The sequence below is a fragment of the Pontiella sp. genome (genome assembly GCF_041622395.1).
GTDB lineage: Bacteria > Verrucomicrobiota > Kiritimatiellia > Kiritimatiellales > Pontiellaceae > Pontiella.
In genome coordinates this window covers 1-14,242 of the sequence record NZ_JBFJYW010000061.1, presented here as the reverse complement: position 1 = coordinate 14,242, position 14,242 = coordinate 1, and the positions used below count along the sequence as shown (strand labels likewise).

Genomic DNA, 14,242 nt, shown 5'->3' with positions numbered 1-14,242 from the left:
CGCCGGTCGCCGAAGCCCGCTCTTCCGCTAAAAAAAAAGCCCCGCGTTTTGCGGGGCTTTTTTTTGGCATCCCGCGCTAGCGCGGGGTGCGGTGGCCGGAACCTCCGCCACTACGGCGTTGGCCCGGGCGATGATGCCCACCGTTCGGACGGCGGCCGCCCTCCGGACGCGGCTTGCGCTTGCGCGGCGGCGCGGACGGCAACTCTTCGAGCAACTGCTCCGGCGGCATGGTGCACTTCAACTCCATGCCCAGCAACTCCTCGATCTTCGGCAGCTCGAACGACTCCATCTCGCAGGCGAAGGTAATCGACTGCCCCTTCGCCCCGGCACGGCCCGTGCGGCCGATACGGTGCACGTAGTCGTCCGGGTTTTCCGGAATATTGAAGTTCACCACGTGGCTCAGGCCATCGACGTGGATGCCGCGCCCCGCAACATCCGTCGCAACGAGCACTTTCACCTTGCCCGATTTGAAATCCTCCAGGATGCGCATGCGCTTCTTCTGCGTCACGGCGCCGGAGAGCATTTCGCACTTGTGGCCATAGCGGTCGAGATCCTCGGAAAGGCGCTCGGCCTGGTCGCGGCGGTTCGTGAAGATGATGATCCGCTCGGGCGCGTCGATCTTGATAATGTTGTAGAGCAACTGGAACTTTTGGTCGTCGGTCACGATGAAGACCTTCTGCTCGACGGAATCGACGGCAACCTGTTCCGGCTCGATGTCGATCCGCTCGGGCTCCACCATCCACGCCGCGGCGAGGTTCATGACCGCGTCGGACAGCGTCGCGCTGAACAGCACGGTCTGGCGCTTCTCTTTCGGCGGCGTCTTGTAGATGATGCGCCGCACGTCGGGAATGAAGCCCATGTCGAGCATGCGGTCGGCCTCGTCGATCACCATGATTTCGGTGAAACTCAGCTTCACGACGTTCTTGTTGGCGAAGTCCAGCAAGCGCCCCGGCGTGGCCACGACGATATCGATGAGATCGTCCTCGAGCTCGCGCTGCTGCTTGTTGTAGTCCATGCCGCCATAAAGCACGACCGTGCGCAACCCGGTGAACTTGTTCAACCCTTCCGAGTCGCTGCCGATCTGCATCGCCAGCTCGCGCGTCGGGGCAATAATCAAGGCGCGCGGGCAGCCGACGCTTTGTTTTTGCAGCGGATTGTTGAGGCAGTGGTTGATGATCGAGATCAGGAACGCGGCGGTCTTGCCCGTACCCGTCTGTGCGCGGCCCGCCATATCCCGGCCCTTGAGGGTCCCGGGGAGGATCTCGCCCTGAATCGGCGTGGCATACTGCCAGCCCAGCGCATGGATGCTGCGCATCAGACGCGGATGCAGCCCCAGATCATGGAAACGGATCTTGCCCTCTTGCGGCTCTACGGTGAACTCCGCCTCATCCCACGGCGTCTCTTCGGCGCGCGGCTTCGGTTCCCGTTTGGGAAGCGGCTTGAACTGGTTCTCTTCGCGCGGTTCGCGGGAGCGTTCCTCGCGCGGTTCGCGGGGACGGTCTTCGCGCGGCTTACGCTCGCGCGGCTCCCGCTTTTCCCCGCTCGCTCGCGGCTCGCGCTTCTTGCGCGGCGGGCGTTCGGAAACCCCGTGCTTTTCGGCCCAGCGCTGCTTCAGGCGCTTTTCGTAGGCGATCCGACGGTCCTCCTCTTCCGGGCGGAATTCCTTCATCCGCTCCTGCTCCTCGGCAGAGAGTTCGAACTTCGGGACCTCCTTCTTTTCCGGTCTCTTTTCGCGCGGCGGACGGCTAGGGCCGCCCCGCTCTTCGCGCTCCGGCTTTTTGCCCGGCCCCGCGCCCTGCGGCTTACGGCGCTTGGTTGCGGTCTTTTTCTGCCCCGGCCGCCACTCTTCCTGATGCGGCTTGATCGCCTTTTCGGCGGACGTTTCGTTCGTTTGCTTGCGGGCTTCCTGCTTCTTCGGCTCGTCTTTCTTGCCGAAAACGGAAGCGATTTTTTTTAATAGACTCAATTTCCTGTTCCTTTCGCATCCGAAAGGGAGGAAGAATGGATCGCTGTTAGGATGTCTTGCTTGCTTTAAAGGGGTTGATCGGCCTCCACGGCACGGTTTCGTCTAAAAATCAGTAATCCAACAGATCCATTCTTCCATCATATCTCGGATGATGTTTTCAATATTTCCTGTATCCAATCGCAGGCCATGCACTGTGCATTTCCTTGGTTCACGCGTTCGTCGAACGCGGCCTGCGCAACTCGTGTTCCCACGGGGCCCTTGAAGACGGCCATGGGAACGGGCTCGGACGTGTGGCCTTTCAACGCCACGGGGGTACGGTGATCGGTGCACAACATCAGCGTGTATTCCTCGCCGCGCTCTTCCAACCAACGGAAGATCGGGGCGCACACCTTGGCATCGAACTCTTCGATGGCGAACGTCTTCTTTTCGGCGTCGCCCATGTGACCGCACTCGTCCGGCGCTTCGATATGAACGAAAACAAAATCTTCCCGTTCAAGAATCTCCAGCGCCGCGTCCACTTTGCCCTGATAATTCGTATCCAGGAAGCCGGTCGCGCCGTCAACGTCGGGCGCTTCCAAACCGGCCAGTTTTGCGATGCCCTTCAACAGATCCACGGCGGAGATAACGCCTCCGCCCAATCCATAAAGGGCCTTGTAGGTCTCCAGCTGCATGGCGCTACCTTGCCCCCACAGCCAGATCTGCGTTGCGGGCTTTTTGCCTTCCGCAATACGCTTCTGGTTCACCGGATGTTCCGCAAACACCGCTTTCGATTTTTCCATTAGTTCGCGGACTTCATCCTCCCGTTCCCCCACCGGCAGATTCTCCGCCACCGGTTGGTCGGTAATTTCGTGCGCCGGTTCGCAGGCGCACTTCGCAGGACCGCCGTCCCAAACAAGGAGATGGCGGTACTGCACGCCAGGATGGAAGGTCAGCCCTTCTTCCCCCAGCGCTTGCTGGAGCGACGCCACCAAGGCGCGCCCCTCTTCCGTGGTTATATGCCCGGCGGAATAGTCGTTCATCATCCCGTCGTCAGACACCGTCACCAAGTTGCAGCGAAACGCCACATCCGTCGGCGACATCGGGATTTCCGCCCCGGCGGCCTCGATCGGGGCGCGGCCCGTATAGTTGAGCGCCGCGTCGTATCCAAGCAAGGCCAGGTTGGCCACGTCGCTTCCGGGCGGCATGCCGTCCGGAACCGTCTGCACCATGCGCGTCTCGCCCAAGGCCGCGAAGGTCCGGATCATCGGACACTCCGCCGCCTGCAGCGGGGTCTTGCCGCCCAGTGCTTCGACCGGATAGTCGCCCATTCCGTCGCCAACTAGAACCACATACTTCACTAACAAATCTCCAAATAATTGCGCCGAAATGTCTCTGAAAACCCTCCCAAAAGCAATTCCTTAGCGCATCTATTTGCCCCGTCGCCCGAAGGCCTACTTTCCCATTAAACGCAACGTTGCGCTTTACATTGGGAAGGGATTTCATACCTTGGCGTTTCATCGGCACACGAAGTGCCCACGAAAATAAGATTTTTTGGAGACTTTAAAATGAGCAAATTAGGACAGGCTTTCAAGGCCTTCTTTACCGCATTGAAATCCGGCGCCCCGGTGGCGGCGGCTGAAAAACCGGAATTGCCCGCGGCCAAGCCGGCCCGCAGCGAAGCCCTCACCCTGCTGGCCGCCCTGCAGCGCGAAGCCCGGCTCATCGACTTTCTGATGGAACCGCTCGACGGCTACTCCGACCAGCAGGTCGCCGCGGCCGTGCGCGACATCCAAGCCGACAGCCGCAAGGTGCTCCAACGCATGTTTGCCCTGCAACCGTTGCGCACCGAAAACGAGGGCTCAACGCTCACCGTGCCCGCCGGCTTCGATGCCGCGGCCATCAAGCTGACCGGCAACGTGGTCGGCGAAGCCCCCTATTCCGGCGAGCTGATGCATCCGGGCTGGACCGCCACCAAACTCGACCTGCCCGTTTGGCAGGGCTCCGACGCTTCCGCCAAGATCGTCGCCCCCGCCGAAATCGAACTCTAAATTATTATTCGACCGCGAAAACGCGAAGAAACAAAGATTCAACGTCCTTTGCGTCTTCGCGTCTTTGCGGTCATTCAAACCCGTACATCACCCCCCTTTTTCATTTAATCGAATCCGCATCCGCGGAGGAGGACACCATCATGAACCCTACCTATGCCATAGGAATCGACCTTGGAACCACCAACTCGGCACTGGCCTACCGCCGCCTCGAAACCGAAGGCGCGCCGGTGGAATGCCTGGCCATCCCGCAGCTGGTTGACCAAGCCACCACGGAAAAGCGCACCACTCTACCCTCGTTCATGCACCTCGGCACCGCCGCCGAACCGGGCGCACCGGACTGGATGGGCAACGTGAACTGGAGCGTCGGCGAATATGCCCGCCGCCGCGCCGCCGAGCTCCCCGGCCGCACCGTCGCCGCCGCCAAATCGTGGCTCTGCCACAGCCGCGTGGACCGCCACGAAGCCATCCTGCCCTGGGGCGCTCCCGACGAGGTCGAAAAATGCTCGCCGGTCGAAGCCTCCAAGCGCTACCTGCAACATCTCGCCGGCGCCTGGAACGCCCAGTTTCCCGATGCGCCGTTCGCCGAACAGCAACTGGTGCTCACCGTACCCGCCTCGTTCGATGCCTCCGCCCGCGAACTCACCCACCTCGCCGCCCGGGAAGCCGGATTGCCCGAACACCTGATCCTGCTCGAGGAGCCGCAGTCGGCCGTCTACGCCTGGCTCGCTCAGGTCGGCAACGACTGGCGCAAGCAGCTCGGCAAGAACGATACCCTGCTCGTCTGCGACGTCGGCGGCGGCACCACCGACTTCACGCTCGTGCGCGTCGAGGACGAAGACGGCGATCTCGTCCTGCGCCGCGTGGCCGTCGGCAACCACATTCTCGTGGGCGGCGACAACATGGACCTGCTCACCGCCCACCTCGCCCAGCAGGCGTTCGCCGAACAGGGCGTGAAGGTGGACGCATGGCAGTCGACCGCCCTCTGGCACGCCTGCCGCCAGGCCAAGGAGGATTTGCTCTCGCCCGCAGGCGCGCAGACGCATCCCGTCACCATCCTCGGCCGCGGTCGCAGCGTGATCGGCGGCAACATATCCGTCGACCTCAACAAGCAGCAGGTTTCCGATGCCCTGCTCGAAGGCTTCTTCCCGGCTTGCGCACTGAACGACCGCCCGCAGCGCCCGCGCCTGTCGGGGTTCCGCGAGCTCGGCCTGCCCTACGAACACGACACCGCCATCACCCGCCACCTCGCCGCGTTCCTCGGCATGCATGCCGAAGGCGATGCGTCCGTGCGGCCGACCCACGTGCTGTTCAACGGCGGCGTTTTCAAGTCGGACATCTTCAAAAACCGCCTGATGGAGCTGATGGGCTCCTGGTTCGGCGCCGTACCGAAACTGCTCGACGGCCACGAAGACCTCGACCACGCCGTGGCCACCGGCGGCGCCTTCTACGCGGCGTCCAAGCACAGCGGCGGCCTGCGCATCCGCGGCGGCACGGCGCGTGCCTACTATCTCGGCATCGAAACCGCCGGCCTCGCCATTCCCGGCGCGCCGCGCCCGCTCAACGCCTTTTGCGTCGTGCCCGCCGGCATGGAGGAGGGCTCCGAGATCGAAGTGCCCGGCGAAGAATTCGGCCTCGTCACCGGCGAACCGGCCCACTTCCGCGTGCTCAGCTCCGCCGTGCGCAAAGACGACAAACCCGGCGACCTGCTCACCTCCTGGACCGAGGAGGAGTTGCAGGAAACCGACTCGCTCGAAGCCGAGCTCCCGGCAGCCGAAGGCGTCGAAGACGGCTACATTCCCGTCCGCTTCGAATCGCGCGTGACCGAACTCGGCATTTTCGAGCTCTGGTGCGTCAGCACCCTCACCGACCACCGCTGGAAGCTGGAGTTCAGCGTCCGGGAGGAGTAGCCCATGAAAACGGATTCCGAAGCGGCGCCGCGCTACGTGGTCGGGATCGATCTGGGCACGACCAACTCGGCCGTGGCCTATATCGACCTTGAGCAGAAAAATTTCGTAACGACCCCCTTTGCGGTACCGCAACTGGTGGCGCCGGGGACGGTGGAAGCGCGCGAGTCGCTGCCGTCGTTCCACTACGAACCCGCCGCCGGGGAGTTCGAAGCCGAAGCCACGGCGCTGCCGTGGAGCGGCAACGCCCCGATCGTCGGCGTGCTGGCGCGCGATCACGGCGCCGCCGTTCCGGGGCGGCTGACGGTTTCGGCCAAGTCGTGGCTGAGCCACAACGGCGTGGACCGCAAGGCGGATCTGCTGCCATGGCACGGCGCGCCGGACGTGAACAAACTCTCGCCCGGCGAAGCGAGCCGCCGCTATCTCGAACATATCCGCCACGCGTGGGACCACGCCCACCCGGAGGCCCCGCTGGCCCAGCAAGACCTGGTGCTGACCGTACCGGCCTCGTTCGACGAGGTGGCGCGCGAACTGACGGTCGATGCCGCGCGCGCGGCGGGGTTGCCCCGCCTCTGCCTGCTCGAAGAACCGCAGGCGGCGTTTTATGCCTGGATGCGCGAACACCGCAAAACCGCCGGCATGCAGGCTGGCGAGTCCATTCTCGTCTGCGACATCGGCGGCGGCACCACCGACCTGACCCTGATCCAAACCGAAACGGGCAAAGACGGCACGCTGAGCTATCGCCGCATCGCCGTCGGCGACCATCTGCTGCTCGGCGGCGACAACCTCGATCTGGCGCTGGCGCATCACGTGGAGCAAAAGCTCGGCGGCGAAAAACTGGCGCCGGCGGTCTGGAGCATCCTGGTCCGGCGCTGCCAGCAGGCCAAGGAGGCCCTGCTCGGCGATGACGCGCCGGCCACCCATACCCTCCAGCTGCCCGCCCGCGGACGCAGCGTGGTCGGCGGCAGCCGGCAGGTCGAGCTCGATCGCGCAGAGGTTGCGCGCCTGCTGGTCGACGGCTTCCTGCCCGAGGTGGCGGCGGACGCCCGCCCCAACCTGCGGCAGTCCGGCTTCCAGGAATTCGGCCTGCCCTTCGCGCCGGACCCGGGCATCACCCGCTACCTGACCGCCTTTCTCGCGGAGCACGGCAACGTGCGGCCGGACTATCTTCTTTTCAACGGCGGATTCTTCGAGTCGACCGTGCTGCGCGAGCGGCTGCTGGGCGTTTTGGAAAAGGCGCTCGACTGGCAACCGCAGGTGCTGCGCGCCGACCGGCTGGCCTTGGCCGTGGCCTACGGCGCGGCGGAATACGGGCGCGTGCGGCGCGGACAGGGCAGCCGCATCACCGGCGGCCTCGCCCGCACCTACTATCTCGGCGTCGGCCAGGATAGCGGCAAAGCCTCGGCCGTCTGCCTGTTGCCCGCCGGACTCGAGGAGGGCGAAACCGTTCAGCTCACGAACCGCACCTTCAAGCTGCAGATCCGCCAACCGGTCGAATTCCCGCTCTACACCTCCGGCACCCGCACCACCGACCAACCGGGCGACCTGCTGCCCATCGACGAAGAAACGATGCGCCCGATGCCGTCGATTAAAACCGTGATCAACTCCGGCAAAAAGAAAACCGCCGACCGGGTCAACGTTCAACTGCACGCCAAACTGACGGAGATCGGCACGATCGAGGTGTGGCTGGCCGAACAGGGCGGCCCCCGCCAGTGGCGCCTGCAGTTCGATGCGCGCGCCGCCACGCAGACCGAGCGCGCGGTGGTGGAAGATGCCGCCAACCGCGCCGGCGTGGTGGACGAGGCGATGGCGGCCTCGAGCGTCGGCGTCATTCAATCGGTGCTGGGCCGGCAACGCAGCGGCGATCCCGTCCGGCTGCTCGCAAGGCTTGAAGAGAACACCGGCCTTGGGCGCAACGAATGGCCGCCGGCGCTGCTGCGGCGCTGGCTCGAAGAGGTGCTGCCGCTGGCCGACTGCCGCAAAGCGGGGCCGGAACTCGAAGCGCGCTGGCTGAACCTTGCCGGCTATGCGCTGCGGCCGGGATACGGCTTTGCCGCCGACGACTGGCGGGTGGGCAACGTCTGGCGCATCAAGCAGGCGGGCGTGGAAAACCTCCGCAATGAAATGTGCCGGGCCGAATGGTGGATCCTTTGGCGGCGCATTGCGGGCGGACTGACGGAAAACCAGCAGATGGAGCTGGCCAACCCGCTGATCAAGCAGTGGAATTCGCGCATCCGCAACCCGGGCGTAAAAAAGGCCGGCAAGCCCACCGGCTTCCTGTTCGGCGACCACGAAAGCGCAGAGGTCTGGCGGCTGCTCGGGTCGCTCGAACGGCTGCCGATCGAAAAAAAGGAACAGCTCGGCGAACTGCTGCTGATTTGGCTGGAGCGCAAGGGCGCCCGCATCTCCAACGGCGCGGCGGTCTGGGCCCTCGGCCGCATCGGCGCGCGCGTCCCGAGCTATGGCCCGCTCAACACCGTGGTGCCCGCTGAAACCGTCGAGCCCTGGACGCAGCGGCTGATGCAACTCGAGGGCCCATCCAAGGAACGCCCCTTTGCCCTGATGCATCTGGCGCGAAAGACCGACGACCGCTACCGCGATCTCTCCGACGAGGCCCGCCGGCAGGTGCTGCAGTGGATGCAGGAAAACGAGGCCCCGCAACGCCTGCAAAAACTCGTGGCAGAAGGCGGCCTGCTAGACTCGGAAGAACAGGATCGCGCCTTCGGCGAAGCCCTTCCGCCCGGTCTGCACCTGGCCGGATAAAACAAAAGATCGAGGTTTTTGGAATAATTGCCTTTCAAAACCGCCCGGGTATCCCTATATCGAAAAACTTGAAAACACAAACTACAGAATGGTCGACGGAACAATCGGCAGACATCTACGGCATCAACAACTGGGGTGCCGACTATTTCAGCGTGTCGGAATCCGGCGAAGTGATCGTGCATCCGCACGGCAACGGGGTGGGCGTCAGCCTGCGCAACATCGTCGATGGCCTGACGGACCGCGGCATGGACATGCCGGTGCTGTTGCGCTTTTCCGACATCCTCGACTCCCGCATCAAGAAGCTGCACGAAGGTTTCGGGCGGGCGATCCAGGAGTTTGATTACCAGGGCCACTACCGCGGCGTCTACCCGATCAAGGTCAACCAGCAGCAGCAGGTGCTCGAGGAGATCACGGAATTCGGCGCACGCTACCACCACGGACTGGAAGCCGGCAGCAAGCCCGAGTTGATCGCGGCCCTCACCTACATGCAGGACCCCCAGGCCTACCTGATCTGCAACGGCTATAAGGACGAAGAGTTCGTGGAACTCGGACTCTATGCCTGCAAAATGGGCCTGCAGTGCATTTTCGTGGTGGAAACCCCGTCCGAACTCGAACTGATCATCGAGCGCTCCAAGACGCTCGGCATTCCGCCGATCATCGGGGTGCGGCTGAAACTTTCCACGCAGGCTTCCGGACACTGGAACGAATCCGGCGGCGAGCGCAGCGTATTCGGCCTCAACCCGTCGCAGGTGTGCGATCTGGTCGACCGGCTGAAGGAAGTCGGGATGCTCGACTGCCTCAAACTGCTGCATTACCACTTTGGCTCGCAAATTCCGGACATCCGGGATATCCGCGAAGCGGTCGTCGAAGCGTGCCGGGTGTACATCGGGCTCGTCAACGAAGGCGCACCGATGGGCATCCTCGACCTCGGCGGCGGGCTGGCGGTCGACTACGACGGTTCGCACGGGAATTCCGAAGCCAGCCGCAACTACAGCCTCGATGAATATTGCCTGGCGATCGTCGAGAACCTCACGAGCACGCTCAACGAGAACGACGTTCCGCACCCGAACATCGTCACCGAGTCCGGCCGCGCCACGGTGGCCTACTATTCCGTTCTGCTGTTCAACATTCTGGACGAAAGCCGGTTCGAGATCAGCGATCTGCCGACCGAGCTTCCGGACGACGCCCACGAACTGCTGCACAACCTCATGGCGGTCGTCCGGGTGGTCAACCTCCGCAACGTGCAGGAGTGCTTCCACGACGCCTACTACTATCGCGACGAAATCCACCAGCGCTTCAAACGCGGCACCATGAGCCTGCGCGAGCGCGCGCTAGCCGGCGAAATCTTTTGGCACATCGTGACGCGCATTGCGAAGCTGACGGAGGAGATGGAATACGTCCCCAACGAATTGCGCGGGCTCCCGGCCATGCTGGCCGACATCTACTACGGCAACTTCAGCCTGTTCCAATCGCTGCCGGATGTCTGGGCGATCGACCAGCTCTTCCCGGTGATGCCGATCCATCGGCTGAACGAAAAGCCCGACCGCGAAGTGGTCGTGGCCGACATCACCTGCGACTGCGACGGAAAAATCGACCGCTTCGTCGGGCAATACACGACGCGCGACACCCTTCCGCTGCACAACCTGACGGATCAGGAATACTACCTCGGGGTCTTCCTTGTCGGTGCCTACCAGGAAACGCTCGGCGACCTCCACAACCTGCTCGGCGACACCAACGTCGTCACCATCCAAGTGGATACCGACGGTGCCCTGCACTATTCCCGCGAACTCGAAGGCGACTCGGTCGCCGACGTCCTTTCCTACGTGGAATACGACCCCAAGCGCATGATCCAGCGCATCCGCCAGCTGGCGGAAAACGCCGTGCGCAACGATGCCATCACGGCCAAGGACCGCCGCCAGATCATGGAAGCGTTTGAAAACGGGATGCGCGGATACACCTACTTTGAGCGATGAGCTATTTCAGCGAAACCTCCGGCGGACGCCTACAGCTCGACAAGGGCGCGGCGTTTTGCGGGATGCTTTCGAATAAACTGCCCCCGCGGCACGTCCCATTCACGGAGCTCATCGACGGATTCGACGCGCAACTGAGGGCGCTCTATCCGGCGGTTACAAGCGGCTCGCTGGCCAATGCGCATGGCGACTGGTACGAGTGGCTGCTGGCCCTGGAGGGCTGGAACTACCATATCGCCGCGCGCACCCGCCTGCTGCCGCTGCAGATTCCCAACGTGTCGCAGTTCGACCGGGCAAGACTCTACCAACCGGAGCCGTTCGCGATCATCGAACAATTGCGGACCAAGGTGAAGACCTCCGCCGCGGTGAGCCTCGTTACCTCGAACCCCGACTTCGTGCTGATCAACGCCCGCGCCATCGACCTGCCGCCATGGTTCGGCGAACAGATCGGGCATTTGACGGAAGAATCGCTCGCCCTGCTCGACAACGCCTACCGCGAATTGATCGGCCGTTGCGGCCTTGAAGCCATTGCGGGCTACGCCTCGGTCAAGCTGTCGCTGCGCCCCGATAGGCGCCTGCAGATCGCGCACGAGGGCAGCTTGACCAAAGCCGTCCACGCCCACCTGCAGACGAAGCTAAAGCCCGGGACTCCGGTCGATCTGAAATACTACGCGGTCTCGACGAAGCTTGGCGACGCGGACCGCCGGGCGCTACGCACCGTCGCCACCCATTCGATCGCGTCGCCGGACCACGAACCGGAGGCGGCGGTCGACGCCGTCTACGAGGTCAACAGCCTCAACGAGGCCACGGAGTTTTTCGCCGCGATCCTGCGGTAGAACGCGTTCGGTCATCCCATCTGCAGGGCAACCGCCAGCCCGAGCACCTTGCCCAGCAGGGGCGGCACGGCGTTGCCGATCTGCTTGCCGCCGCCAACGAGCGTCGTTCCGCCGCGCACGCTGCGGAACTCCCATTCGTAGGGGAAGCCCTGCAGGGCGGCCATCTCGATCAGGTCGAATCCGCGGTGCTCGACGGGATGGATATATTTCCCCTTCGTCGGATTGTAGGCGGCCGTGCGGATGGTGGCCGAGGGCTCGTCCAACCGCGGACGGCCGAAGGTGTCCTGCCCCTGGTGCTTTCCGTTTTGCCAGCACTTGGGGCGCATCGACATCGGCAGCACCTTGAAGTTTTCGCCGGGACCGATCCGCTTCATGCGCTCAACCACCACCGGGCCGTTTTTCATGACGACGTAGTCCGGCCGCTTCCGGTAGTCCGACGGAAGCGCGGCGAAGGTTTCGCCGATCGACCTCCAGCGGGCGGACTCGAAGGCGGGTGCGTCCTCCAGCCCTTCGACAAAGCGGCGCCATTCCTTCAGCCCCTTAGAATGCGTCGGCAGCGGAAAGGCGGGCGCCGCCACGCCCTGAATGCCGAGCAGGATGAAGCGCGAGCGGGTTTGCGGCAGGCCATGGTCGGCGGCATTTATGACCCGGTGCGACAAGCCATAGCCCAGCCCTTCGAATTGCCGATACATGTAGTCGATCACCTCGGCGTGCCGGCCCTGGGTGATGCCCGTGACGTTTTCGAAGATGAACGCCTTGGGCAGCGCGCCTTTGACCACCCGCACGAACTCCAGGAAGAGGTCGCCGTTCTTCGGATCGTCCCACCCCTGCTTTTTGCCGATATTGCTGAAGGGCTGGCACGGAGCGCCGCCCACCACCAGCGCGGCCTCGCCCCGGGCCAGGCCGGCGAGTTCCAGCAACGCGCCGGCATCGGCGGCGCGGACGTCGCCCGGTTCGAACAGCTTCCAGCCGGGGCGGTTGTGGCGCAGCGTTTCGCGGCAGTCGGCATCGATCTCGACGCAGACGGCGGTTTCGAAGCCCGCCTGCTCCAACCCGATGTCCAGCCCGCCCGCGCCGCTAAAAAGACTGATCACCTTGCCGCGGGATGCGGCGTCGGCGGTCCGGACGTCGATATAGCGCGTTCCGTCGCTGGAAACGTACACCTTGCTGGATTTGCCACCACTCTCTGCCATCGGATACCTCGGAGTTAAACGAACAAGGTCTTCTAATGGGCCTTTTGCGTCAAGCGGGATTCCTTTGAAGACGACAAAGTTTGACGGAACGGCCGCGGCGCAGTAGCTTCCGAATCCTGAAAACAATTAATAAAGGATCGGATAACTGGTTATTCCGAAAACGCATGAAATTCAACACGGCAGCCATCCATATCGGACAGGAAGCGGACCGGGAAACCGGGGCCGTGATACCGCCCGTCTACCTCACCTCCACCTTTGCGCAGCTCGCGCCCGGCGAAACGCGCGGCTACGACTACACCCGCTCCGGCAACCCGGCCTTCGACCGCCTGGGGGCGACCCTGGCCCATCTGGAGCAGGCCCGCTATGCCACGGTATTCGGCAGCGGCATGGCGGCGGTCACGGCGGTGATCTCGACGCTCAAGGCGGGCGACCACGTGGTGGCGGAAGAGAACATCTACGGCTGCAGCTACCGGATCTACGACCAGGTCTTCAAAAAGTTCGGCGTCACGATCGGCTACGTCGACCTTTCCGACCCGGCGAACCATGCGGAGATCGAAAGGCAGCACCCGGCGCTGGTCTGGATCGAGTCGCCGACCAACCCGCTGCTGAAAATCATCGATATCGAGGCGGTCGCGGAAGCGGCCCACGCGGCCGGCACCGCGCTGCTGGTCGACAACACGTTTGCCTCGCCCTATTTCCAGAACCCGCTCGCGCTGGGGGCGGACTTGAGCCTTTCGAGCACCACGAAATACATCAACGGGCACTCCGACTGCCTCGGCGGCGTGGTCTGCACCAACTCGGAAGCGTGGAACGAAAAGATGGTCTTTGCCCAGAAGGCGATCGGCCTCAATCCGTCGCCGTTCGACTGCTGGCTGATTTCGCGCGGAGTCAAAACGCTGGGCATCCGCATGGAGAAGCATTTCGAGAATGCGCTGAAGGTTGCGGAGTTCCTCGAAGGGCTCGATTGCACCGCAACCGTGCGCTACCCGTTTCTGCCCTCGCACCCGCAATACGCGCTGGCAAAGAAACAGATGCGGGGCGGCAGCGGCATCGTGACGGCCCTCTTCGACCTTCCGTTCGCGCAGGTGGTGGAGCTGGTCTCGAACCTCAAGCTATTCACGCTGGCCGAAAGCCTCGGCGGGATCGAATCGCTCATCTGCCACCCGGCCTCGATGACGCATGCGTCGATCCCCAAAGCCGAGCGCGAAGCCGTCGGCATCACCGACGGGCTCGTCCGCTTCTCGGTCGGAATCGAAGACGCCGGCGACCTGATCGCCGATCTCCAAACCTCGCTAAACCCTCTTTAAACGACAACATGGCCCGCAGGCCAAACCCCTTTCCCAGAGTAAAAAGCCATGCCACAGGAAACCCTACGCAACCATCCGCTCTGGCGGGCCGAGGATCTGGGCCAGCCGGTCCCGAACACGACGCACGCCATCTCGATGTGCCTGCCGCGCTGGCGGGACGTCGTCGGCTACGAGGAACAGGATCCGGCCACCATGGCCCGGCTGCGGTTGGGCTATCCGCGCTTCTTCTACCATCCGCTGGTTGCGCAGGCGTTTGCCAAGTTTGCCGGCGAGGGG

Annotated in this window: 9 protein-coding genes and 1 pseudogene; 7 read left to right on the top strand and 3 right to left on the bottom strand. The window is 63.6% G+C overall.

Annotation, left to right across the window (positions count from 1 at the left end; genetic code table 11):
• Positions 1-76: 76 nt before the first annotated feature.
• Entirely contained in the window at positions 77-1,966 is a 1,890-nt protein-coding gene (locus ABYO54_RS05385; protein ID WP_372807216.1) for a DEAD/DEAH box helicase, read from the bottom strand.
• A 137-nt stretch (positions 1,967-2,103) separates the two neighbouring features.
• Entirely contained in the window at positions 2,104-3,303 is a 1,200-nt protein-coding gene (locus tag ABYO54_RS05380) for a cofactor-independent phosphoglycerate mutase (protein ID WP_372807215.1), read from the bottom strand.
• Positions 3,304-3,510: 207 nt separating this feature from the next.
• On the opposite strand from ABYO54_RS05380, the gene ABYO54_RS05375 reads away from it, so the two are divergent.
• From ABYO54_RS05375 to ABYO54_RS05355, 5 genes are all read left to right on the top strand, one after another.
• Entirely contained in the window at positions 3,511-3,993 is a 483-nt protein-coding gene (locus ABYO54_RS05375; protein WP_372807214.1) for a DUF2760 domain-containing protein, read from the top strand.
• 140 nt (positions 3,994-4,133) lie between these two features.
• Positions 4,134-5,900, top strand: a complete 1,767-nt coding sequence (locus tag ABYO54_RS05370) for an Hsp70 family protein (protein ID WP_372807213.1) — start codon at positions 4,134-4,136, stop codon at positions 5,898-5,900.
• Positions 5,901-5,903: 3 nt separating this feature from the next.
• The gene (locus tag ABYO54_RS05365) at positions 5,904-8,660 is read left to right on the top strand and encodes an Hsp70 family protein (protein WP_372807212.1); all 2,757 of its coding nucleotides are present in this window, start codon (positions 5,904-5,906) and stop codon (positions 8,658-8,660) included.
• A gap of 56 nt (positions 8,661-8,716) precedes the next feature.
• Complete coding sequence (gene speA, locus ABYO54_RS05360; RefSeq protein ID WP_372807217.1) at positions 8,717-10,633, top strand: biosynthetic arginine decarboxylase; 1,917 nt, start codon at positions 8,717-8,719, stop codon at positions 10,631-10,633.
• On the top strand, positions 10,630-11,466 hold the full coding sequence (locus tag ABYO54_RS05355) for a Cfr10I/Bse634I family restriction endonuclease (RefSeq protein ID WP_372807211.1): 837 nt from the start codon (positions 10,630-10,632) through the stop codon (positions 11,464-11,466). The genes speA and ABYO54_RS05355 overlap by 4 nt, the downstream gene beginning before the upstream one ends.
• 11 nt (positions 11,467-11,477) lie before the next feature.
• Here ABYO54_RS05355 and ABYO54_RS05350 read toward each other — a convergent pair whose 3' ends face one another.
• On the bottom strand, positions 11,478-12,659 hold the full coding sequence (locus ABYO54_RS05350) for a DNA cytosine methyltransferase (RefSeq protein WP_372807210.1): 1,182 nt from the start codon (positions 12,657-12,659) through the stop codon (positions 11,478-11,480).
• 164 nt (positions 12,660-12,823) lie between these two features.
• Here ABYO54_RS05350 and ABYO54_RS05345 point away from each other — a divergent pair, with 164 nt between their 5' ends.
• Together ABYO54_RS05345 and ABYO54_RS05340 are read left to right on the top strand one after the other, a co-directional pair.
• Positions 12,824-13,966: a PLP-dependent aspartate aminotransferase family protein gene (locus ABYO54_RS05345; protein WP_372807209.1), complete on the top strand. Its 1,143-nt coding sequence runs from the start codon at positions 12,824-12,826 to the stop codon at positions 13,964-13,966.
• A gap of 48 nt (positions 13,967-14,014) precedes the next feature.
• A pseudogene (locus ABYO54_RS05340) lies at positions 14,015-14,242 on the top strand (PLP-dependent transferase); the annotation flags it as partial.

Excerpts from the sequence above, each read along its gene's own strand:
- ABYO54_RS05375 (WP_372807214.1), top strand. The coding sequence starts at position 3,511 with ATGAGCAAATTAGGACAGGCTTTCAAGGCCTTCTTTACCGCATTGAAA.
- ABYO54_RS05370 (WP_372807213.1), top strand. The coding sequence starts at position 4,134 with ATGAACCCTACCTATGCCATAGGAATCGACCTTGGAACCACCAACTCG.
- ABYO54_RS05365 (WP_372807212.1), top strand. The coding sequence starts at position 5,904 with ATGAAAACGGATTCCGAAGCGGCGCCGCGCTACGTGGTCGGGATCGAT.
- ABYO54_RS05355 (WP_372807211.1), top strand. The coding sequence starts at position 10,630 with ATGAGCTATTTCAGCGAAACCTCCGGCGGACGCCTACAGCTCGACAAG.
- ABYO54_RS05350 (WP_372807210.1), bottom strand. The coding sequence starts at position 12,659 with ATGGCAGAGAGTGGTGGCAAATCCAGCAAGGTGTACGTTTCCAGCGAC.
- ABYO54_RS05345 (WP_372807209.1), top strand. The coding sequence starts at position 12,824 with ATGAAATTCAACACGGCAGCCATCCATATCGGACAGGAAGCGGACCGG.